Source organism: Bifidobacterium margollesii, assembly GCF_002860355.1.
Taxonomy (GTDB): Bacteria; Actinomycetota; Actinomycetes; order Actinomycetales; family Bifidobacteriaceae; genus Galliscardovia; species Galliscardovia margollesii.
The window spans coordinates 1-1,831 of sequence record NZ_NMWU01000071.1; the positions used below are offsets into that span (position 1 = coordinate 1).

The 1,831-nt window shown below is 66.0% G+C and carries 1 protein-coding gene and 1 pseudogene; one reads left to right on the top strand and one right to left on the bottom strand.

Going from position 1 to position 1,831, the window contains the following annotated elements; genetic code table 11:
• Positions 1–356, bottom strand: a pseudogene (locus tag Uis1B_RS12500) (hypothetical protein); the annotation flags it as partial.
• Between the two features lie 124 nt (positions 357–480).
• Between Uis1B_RS12500 and Uis1B_RS11685 the strand changes: the two are divergent.
• Positions 481–1,737, top strand: a complete 1,257-nt coding sequence (locus tag Uis1B_RS11685; RefSeq protein WP_207763431.1) for an ISL3 family transposase — start codon at positions 481–483, stop codon at positions 1,735–1,737.
• Positions 1,738–1,831: the final 94 nt, after the last annotated feature.

The following is a 1,831-nucleotide window of genomic DNA, read 5'->3' on the forward strand; positions in this document are numbered from 1 at the left end:
TCCGTCAGCCGCCTGCCCTCCGGGGCGACGCGGGTCAGGTCGTCCGTCCACGAGCGCGCGCACGGCACGCACTCGTAGCGGCGCACCCGCACCATCAGATGCACGGCGTGCTGGCCGACCGGCGTGTGCGCCAACCGGCGGAGCCACGAGGAGCGGATCCGTCCGGCGTCACCGCACCGCGCGCAACGGCGTGCCGTGTCGTCCCCGGACTCGCAGCCGATCAGCCACACACCCGCACGCGAGCCGGCCTTCTCGTGCCGCTGCCAGACGGGATTCAACCCCAGCTTGTCGAGACCGAGCAGGACACGGCCATCAAACGCGCTAGACTCGATGGCAAGCCGCGCGGTTTTCTTCATTTTTGGCGCTATTGCTGTTTTCGTGGGTGTGGGTTCGTCGTTGAGCCGTTGATTTCGTAAGCGTGAGGGGCGTTCCCGTGTATTCTGTTTTCCGACCAAAGAAATGAACCACGGAGAACGCCTGATGAACAGCTTATTCAAACGTCTTCTCAACGTCAAAGGCATGGTCGTCGAGGACGTGCGGGTCGCGGACTCGCCGCTGCGTCCCGAGCCCGTGCTCGAGGTGCGCGTGCGCCCGCATGCCGGCATGCTCAGATGCTCCCGCTGCGGTCGGCGGTGTCCGGGCTATGACCGGGGCGGCGGCGTGCGCCGTTGGCGTCACCAGGACTTCGGCTGCTGGCGGGTGGAGCTGGTCGCCATGATGCCGCGCGTGGACTGCCCCGGGTGCGGCGTGGTCGTCGCCGCCATGCCGTGGGCCGAGCCCGGCAGCCGGTTCACGCGTGATTTCGAGGCGGAGTGCGCGTGGCTGATGACCGTGGCGAACCAGAAGACGGTGAGCGGGTTCCTGCGCGTCGCATGGCGCACCGCGGGCCGGATCGCCCATAGGGTCGCCGGACGGCTCAAGGAGACCATGCCCTCGCCGTTCGACGGCCTCACGTCGATCGGCGTGGACGAGACCAGCTACCGCAAGGGCCACACGTACATCACCGTCGTCGTCGACCACGAGCGGCGCCGTGTCATCTGGGCGCACGACGGGTACGGCAGGGACGTGTTCGACCTGTTCTTCCGGCAGCTCACCGACGGGCAGCGCGCCTCCATCCGGGTCGTCACCGGCGACGGCGCACGCTGGATCGACTCATGCGTGCGCGAATGGTGCCCGGACGCGCAGCGCGTGCTCGACGGCTTCCACATCGTCTCCTGGATGAGCGACGCGCTCGACCAGGTCAGGAAACGCCTCTGGAACCAGGCCAGACGCGAAGGCGACGAGGAGACCACGAAACGCATGCGCGGCGTCAGGTACGCGGTCCTGAAGAACCCCGACCATCTCACCGGACGGCAGGACGAATCCCTCACCGCGTTGGGGAACACGGATCCCAGGGGACAGCTCTACCGCGCATGGCGGCTCAAGGAACTCCTGCGCAACCTGCTCAGACACCCCATCGAACAGGCCCGCGGAGAGCTCAAACACTGGGTATTCTGGGCGTCCCACAGCCGCATCCCCGAGATCGTCGAACTCTCCAGGAAGATCAGGAGACGCCGGCCCGACATCCTGCGCACGATCGAGCTCGGCTACTCCAACGCCAGGCTCGAGGCGTTCAACAACCGCATCAAGGTCACCATCCGCATGGCCTACGGCTTCCACCACGTGAACAACCTCATCAGCTTCGTCATGCTCAGATGCGGCGGCCTCGACATCCGACTGCCGGAGCCCACCAACTAACCCACGAAAACAACAGAAGCCTCNNATNTCATGGCCATCTTGCTGAGGAATTCGCGTACGCGTTCGGTCTTCGGATGATCGATGACCTCCTCCG